Annotated in this window: 8 protein-coding genes and 1 pseudogene; all 9 read left to right on the top strand. The window is 59.6% G+C overall.

Going from position 1 to position 6,062, the window contains the following annotated elements:
- A partial coding sequence (locus tag IC66_RS46890; RefSeq protein ID WP_131727856.1) for a hypothetical protein occupies positions 1 to 206 on the top strand: 206 nt, incomplete at its 5' end.
- A gap of 234 nt (positions 207 to 440) precedes the next feature.
- A complete protein-coding gene (locus IC66_RS46885) occupies positions 441 to 659 on the top strand; it encodes a hypothetical protein (RefSeq protein ID WP_129964954.1) in 219 nt (72 codons plus the stop codon).
- On the top strand, positions 643 to 1,314 hold the full coding sequence (locus IC66_RS0140795) for a bifunctional DNA primase/polymerase (RefSeq protein WP_011090970.1): 672 nt from the start codon (positions 643 to 645) through the stop codon (positions 1,312 to 1,314). Before IC66_RS46885 ends, IC66_RS0140795 begins: the two co-directional genes overlap by 17 nt.
- Before the next feature lie 13 nt (positions 1,315 to 1,327).
- Positions 1,328 to 1,663 (top strand): hypothetical protein, encoded by a 336-nt coding sequence (locus IC66_RS44535; protein WP_161536874.1) that lies wholly within the window; start codon positions 1,328 to 1,330, stop codon positions 1,661 to 1,663.
- A 14-nt stretch (positions 1,664 to 1,677) separates the two neighbouring features.
- Positions 1,678 to 3,105 (top strand): phage/plasmid primase, P4 family, encoded by a 1,428-nt coding sequence (locus IC66_RS0140790; protein WP_011090968.1) that lies wholly within the window; start codon positions 1,678 to 1,680, stop codon positions 3,103 to 3,105.
- Between the two features lie 401 nt (positions 3,106 to 3,506).
- Positions 3,507 to 4,058 carry a hypothetical protein gene (locus tag IC66_RS0140785; RefSeq protein WP_014498619.1) on the top strand — a complete coding sequence of 184 codons (552 nt, stop codon included), beginning with the start codon at positions 3,507 to 3,509 and terminating at the stop codon, positions 4,056 to 4,058.
- Between the two features lie 197 nt (positions 4,059 to 4,255).
- Entirely contained in the window at positions 4,256 to 4,789 is a 534-nt protein-coding gene (locus IC66_RS0140780) for a hypothetical protein (RefSeq protein WP_011090966.1), read from the top strand.
- 8 nt (positions 4,790 to 4,797) lie between these two features.
- Positions 4,798 to 5,346 (top strand): hypothetical protein, encoded by a 549-nt coding sequence (locus IC66_RS47430; protein ID WP_223153797.1) that lies wholly within the window; start codon positions 4,798 to 4,800, stop codon positions 5,344 to 5,346.
- A 196-nt stretch (positions 5,347 to 5,542) separates the two neighbouring features.
- A pseudogene (locus tag IC66_RS48830) lies at positions 5,543 to 6,033 on the top strand (HK97 family phage prohead protease).
- Positions 6,034 to 6,062 lie beyond the last annotated feature (29 nt).

Genomic DNA, 6,062 nt, shown 5'->3' with positions numbered 1-6,062 from the left:
AAGCTACTGTCCGAATTTGCGAGGCCAGCTCTCTCATCGCCGAGGTGATGGTGCTGCACGACCGGCCGGGCTTCGCGCCCTACGTCGAACGCCTGGAGCGGGAGCTTGCCGCTATGCAGTCGAAGGATGACGTGATGACACGCGCGCGGCGGCGGCTTGCTGCCCGCGGCGCAAACGATAACGGCAAGTCCAAGGTAGCTGCGTGAACAACAGCCCCGCGTCGCCCGCCAAATATCTGCAGCGCGACCTTTAGTGTCACGCCCGAAAAATCTCACTACTCATCACACACTACGAACGGAGGAATTGTGTGCAGCCACAACTCAATTTCCACCACAACTTCAGAGAGCCGGTCAAGATCCCCGGCTCGTTCAACCTGTATTACGATCCGGTTCAGGTCGACCGGCAACTGACTAAGCTTCTGATCGAGGGAGACCCGGAATATGAAAATCCTCGCCACTCATTCGCCGCTCGGTGCTGACGTTGCCCTTGCGGACGTCGAAGTCTGCGAAGGGGTGAAGTTGTTCGGCGTGCGCATTGTGCGTGCGGCCGATGGATCGCATCGAGCTTACGCGCGCGGGGCTGCGCTTTCGCCCGCGATGGTCGAATCAATTTCATCTCTCGTTTTAGAGGGCGATTGCCAACATGCGGGCCACGCTTAAGCGCATTATCCACCTTCGTCGCAGCCTTATTGCTTACGGATACCGTCCCGTCGCGTGTAGTGGCAAAGCCGCTGTCATGGGTAACTGGCAGCGCTCGCGGTGGTCCGCTGCGCAAATGGAAGGCATCGCTCGCAACTATCCGGACGCCACAAATACGGGTCTGCTCTGCGGCGAACTTGTGGGGCTTGATGTCGACACGCCGGACGCTGAGACTGCCGACGCTATCCGCGCGATGGTGATGGAGTTGCCGGGGTCGGACAGAGCGCCGTATCGGATGGGCAAGGCACCGAAGACCCTGTTCGCATTCCGCGCCACCGAGCCTCGCGAGAAGCGCGCAACAGGCGCCTACCTGATCAACGGCGCCAAGTGTCAGGTCGAGGCGTTTGGTGAACGCACGCAATTCGTGGCGTTCGGAACGCATCCCGATACGGGCCGACCTTACGAATGGTTCAACGGTTCGCCGGCCGAAACACCGTTGGCCGAGCTTCCGGAAATCACACCAGAGGCGATCGACGAATTGTTGGCTCGGGCGGAGGCGTACTTCGCCGAGCGCGGGACGCTGATTAAGCCAGCCAGCAAAGCCAGTGACCGCGGCCCGGTGGTAGTCGATAGTGACCACCCGTGGGCTGACACATCAACGCCGCGCGTTGGCTAGCCTCGATGCATGGGTGCCGGAGCTTGGACTCGAAGATCTGCGCAAGTACCAGGGCGGCTTCCACGCTGTTGCATCCTTCCGCCCCTCGATCAACTCGAAGGTGAAGAAGCGAGGCCGCGCGCTGAATATCCAGCCCAGTGGTATTGTCGATTATTCGGCTGGAAACGCCGGCTACTCGCCGATCAACATGGTTTCAGTCAGCCTCAGCATGTCCGCGTCAGAGGCCGCCGAGTGGCTGCGTAAACGAGTTGGCGGCGGCGATGACACCAAGCCAGTCAGCGTTGCTCGTCTTCTTACTCAACCCGCCAGGCGTGCCGCAGCGCGTCGATCAACATCAACTTTGTCCTGAAGGGCGATTGCTGAATGCAAAATGCAATTAAAACCGACGCGTCCAATTCAACCGTTGAAGCCCGCGATGAGGAGCCTGTCGCAGCCAACGACAACAAACCCGCATCTAATCCCGGCACTTCGGTAACCGAGGATAGTGTTGCGTATATATTCGCGAGCACCTATCGAGACACGCTGCGCTTCTGCCACTCCACTGGCGCGTGGTTTGAATGGGATGGTTCGTACTGGCGCAGGAACGAAGTCGGCCTTGCGGCTCACCATGTTAGGGTGATGGCCCGCGATATGTCACAGGGCCTGTCTCCGAAGGCGCTCGCGACTATACGAAAGCGTTCATTCGCTTCAGGAGTCGAGGGGTTCGCTCGCAATGACCCAACCTTCGCCGTCACGATCGAGGCTTGGGACCGCGACCCGTTTCTGCTCGGAACGCCAGACGGCACCGTTGATCTGCGTACAGGGAAAATGCGCGCTGCCGACCCTGCAGATGGCATTACCAAACTAACGTCCACCGCGCCGTCTGCCCAGGCAGACTGTCCACTTTGGTTGCGATTTCTTCAAGACGCGACTGGCGGCGACGGTGAAATGATCCGCTTTCTGCAGCAGTGGTGCGGCTACTGCCTTACGGGCGACACGCGCGAACATGCACTTGTCTTTGTGCATGGCGACGGCGGTAATGGGAAATCGGTTTTTCTCAACACCACTAGCTATATTCTGCACGATTATGCGACTACGGCGTCAATGGACACGTTCGTTGCCAGCCGCAGTGACAGACACCCGACAGACTTGGCGATGTTGCGCGGTGCGCGTCTAGTCAGCGCCAGCGAGACAGAGGAGGGCAGGGCTTGGGCCGAGTCGCGAATAAAACAGATGACGGGCGGCGATGCGATTTCAGCGCGCTTTATGAGGCAGGACTTCTTTACGTTCCAGCCGCAATTCAAACTGTTTGTGGTTGGAAACCACCAGCCAGCACTGCATAGCGTCGACGCCGCAGCCCGGCGGCGATTCAACATCGTGCCGTTCACGCGAAAGCCGACGAAGCCGGATCGTGAACTTGAAGCAAAGCTTCGCGGTGAGGCGCCCGCCATTCTGCGGTGGATGGTTGATGGGTGCCGGGACTGGCAGCGCAATGGTTTGGTGCGACCTGCATCTATTGTTGAGGCGACCGAAACGTATTTTGCCGAGCAAGACACGTTCGGCCAGTGGCTGAAGGATGCTTGCCGAGTTGAGCCGGACAATCGTAGCATCTCAGACTTCGTCGCGGATCTGTTCAAATCGTGGACCGATTATGCTGAAGCATCTGGCGAGCGCCCCGGAAGCCAGAAGGGATTTGTCCAGTCGCTGACCAAGAGTGGCTTCAAGAAGGGGCAAAGGGTACGCGGCGGACAACTCTATATCGGACTGCAACTGCTTAGGCAGGCCGAGAAAGAACCTAGCGTGCGCGATTGAGCACGGATCGCGCACGGGAAAACGAAATGATTTCAATGGTCGGTGCTACGTGTGCGACATGTGCGCGATTTTTCCATTATAGGCGCTTCGCGCGCGCGTGTAGAGAGTCATACGTGAAAATCACGCACATCGCGCACACCGCGCACGGCGGCGGGGTCTAGCTGATCTCTCCCGCCGTTCACATAGGGACCCGCGCCCCCAGGAAAACATCTCCGAGTGCAAAATGAAAACCAAAACATGGGGCGGGGATATAGCAAATCCCTTGGATCCCGCGAGCCGCCCGAACCAGTGGCCGAGTTACGTATAACTTTTTTTGATTGTTTGATTATTCGATCGGCACGCAGATGCCGACGCACAAGACCGCAGAAGCGGTCAGGTACGCTCGTCACGAGAGACAACCAATGCAACACGCAAACGACAACGACCAACCCATAGCAGCCGACCATGTTACCGAGGTCCGCCCGCGCCCTGGCGAGCTGAACCGCATTCTACACCGCCGCTTCCCCGGTATGGGGCCGGCCCATGGCTGGCAATTGGATGCGGCGGCGAGGGCGACGTTTAATGCGGATATGTCCAAGTGGTTTGGTTTGGACGGGCGATGGCATTCAACTGCCGAGCAATATCGCCAGAGCAAAGGCAAGCGCCGCACCAAACAGGCGGCCACCCCCAACAAGCCCGGCAAGCCCGCCAGGCCAGAGCTACTGGATTGGCAGCAGGACGTGGGCGCACCGTACTCCAGGTGGTCGCATGCAGTTGCGGAGGGCGCTGAATTTCTTGCGGGCCGCACCGCCCCGGCGACAAGCGGCATTCGGCTCATGCAATTCGGTGCCGTTGAGGACGCCATGATCCGGGCAATCGACGCCAAGCGATTCCTGACGCAGGTGGCCAATGATAATGAGCCCGACATTCGCAGGAACAGGCCGCGCCGGAGGAAAATCGCGCTGGCGGCTTAAAATCCAGTTTTCGCCATAGTTGGGAACGTATCACCTTGAAGACCACGATTTGTGGTCTGACGTGACGTGCACTCGGCGCGCTGGCCACCACCCGGCGTCGCCACTTTTTCCCGGCCCTGAGCCGCGAAGCCGCTGCATGCGGCGTTTTATTTAACCCTCCAATCGCAATTTCCAATCCTGAAAGGAGAGCGGCCCCAATGGCCACTTGGAATCACGTGCTCGACGCGATCGAGCGTCATCTTGATTTCCCGCGCTCGCGAAGCACCGGAATCGCCAGGCGTTTGCAGGAAGCCGGAATCTTGCCTTCCGGCGCACCGGGCGTTGCGCCTGAGCTAGACGAGGACAATGTTCTCGACCTCGTTGTTGCGCTCGCCTCTGACACCGAGTTGCACACCGCTGTTGACGCGGTCCGCGCCTACCACGCGATGACACCCGGTAGTGTCAACCTGGATGGGGCCCCGCAGTCGATTCCCAACGCGCCGATCGCTGTTGCGATTTTGGTCGAGGACGCACGCACTGGCGTCGCGGAGGCGCGAAAATCTCAGGTTGCCGTATCCTGCAATTGTAGAGCCGTCGCGATTCACAAACCTGATGGGTCGGTCAGTCGCTTCAGTCAGCCGGGCGCTCATTGCGCTCACTGGCAATCCAATGGCCATCACAAGTCAGTCACCATCAACGTCGCCGCTGTGGCCGGTATCATTGATGCATTGTTTGGAAAGGTTGTTGCCTAATGGCTCCGTTGAAGACGAAGACCACCGACGAATTCCGCGTCCCCAGCCTCGCGGAGGCCGACAGCTCGTACGCCGACCTGATCGCGAAACGCGTGGAATTGGAGCAGAGAGACTCTAAGCTCAACAGCGAGCGCTCGAAACTGCGCGGTAAGATCGAGGCGGGCAGGGCGGCTTTTGGGAAACATATCTCGCCCGGCGTGGCCGCGCTGCTTGGTGACGATCCTACTGACAGCATTGCCGATCTGTCGCGGCAGCTCCGCGAAGTCACCACGGAGATAGCAAACATCGAGTCAGCGCGGGAGGTCCTGCATAGGCGCACAGACGAAGCGCGGAACGTAGCCTCCAAGCTCGTGTGCTTCACCGTGATGCCAGAGTACCAGCGCCGTTTGGGTGCGGTATGTGAGGCCGCTCGCGCGTTGGAAGCAGCCAAGCCCGAGAAAAGCACGACGCGCTGCTGGACGATCTGGAGCGCGAGGATGTGCGCCTCGGTTATCTGCGGCCAGTGCGCGCGCACTTCTTGGGCGATCGGCGCGAAGGCCGCGCTTTTTACTTTTTGAAGGAAGTGAAGGAGGCGGGCCACAATGTCTAAGGGATCCGAACGCACTTCCGATGTGGCCGACCGAAAGCCAGTTCGGCGCCGTGTAAAGATGCCTGGCGAAAGCCGACACTCCGAGTGCTCGGACTCACCAGCCGTGATTGCGCGCAAGTTGATGCAAGCGAAACGCGAGAAACGATTGCGGGTGACGCAACGCAATGGCTGAAACCATCTCAGGATTCGCGATTTCCTGGAATCGGCCGGCCATCATCGCGGGGCTCTTCGAGGAACGCTTCGCGCGCGGCGCATTCGACAAGCACATCGCGCAAAATCCAGACGTCGCCGCGCTTTGCAGTCATGATGTCAGCAGGCCTCTGGGGCGCATCAGCAACGGCACCCTCAAACTACGTTCGGATAACGTCGGACTCTACTACTCGTTAGAGCCGCATCCTGATGCGCCTTTAGGGCAGGAGGCCTTGGCACTGTCAACGAGGTGAGCGTGTCGTTTACTCCAGTTGTCGAGGAGTGGGACGACGGTGGCGACATTCCGAAGCGCCTCATCACCGAGGCCAAACTTTTCGAGATCAGCTTGGTCCTGTGGGGAGCCTACGGCAAGGACACCTCAGCTCAGATCAGTCGAGCATCCAGCAACAACCAGGCAGCACGACGGCGCGTTGAAGCGAAGATGCGGGCCCGCGGCATCCTTTAAGCGCAGGGGGAGGGGTGGGTCAGATCCCT

Origin of the sequence: Bradyrhizobium genomosp. III (assembly GCF_000261705.1) — a bacterium.
In the GTDB taxonomy this organism is placed as follows: Bacteria; Pseudomonadota; Alphaproteobacteria; order Rhizobiales; family Xanthobacteraceae; genus Bradyrhizobium; species Bradyrhizobium ottawaense.
This window is presented reverse-complemented; position numbering and strand designations above follow the sequence as displayed.

Excerpts from the sequence above, each read along its gene's own strand:
- IC66_RS46885 (WP_129964954.1), top strand. The coding sequence starts at position 441 with ATGAAAATCCTCGCCACTCATTCGCCGCTCGGTGCTGACGTTGCCCTT.
- IC66_RS0140795 (WP_011090970.1), top strand. The coding sequence starts at position 643 with ATGCGGGCCACGCTTAAGCGCATTATCCACCTTCGTCGCAGCCTTATT.
- IC66_RS0140790 (WP_011090968.1), top strand. The coding sequence starts at position 1,678 with ATGCAAAATGCAATTAAAACCGACGCGTCCAATTCAACCGTTGAAGCC.
- IC66_RS0140785 (WP_014498619.1), top strand. The coding sequence starts at position 3,507 with ATGCAACACGCAAACGACAACGACCAACCCATAGCAGCCGACCATGTT.
- IC66_RS0140780 (WP_011090966.1), top strand. The coding sequence starts at position 4,256 with ATGGCCACTTGGAATCACGTGCTCGACGCGATCGAGCGTCATCTTGAT.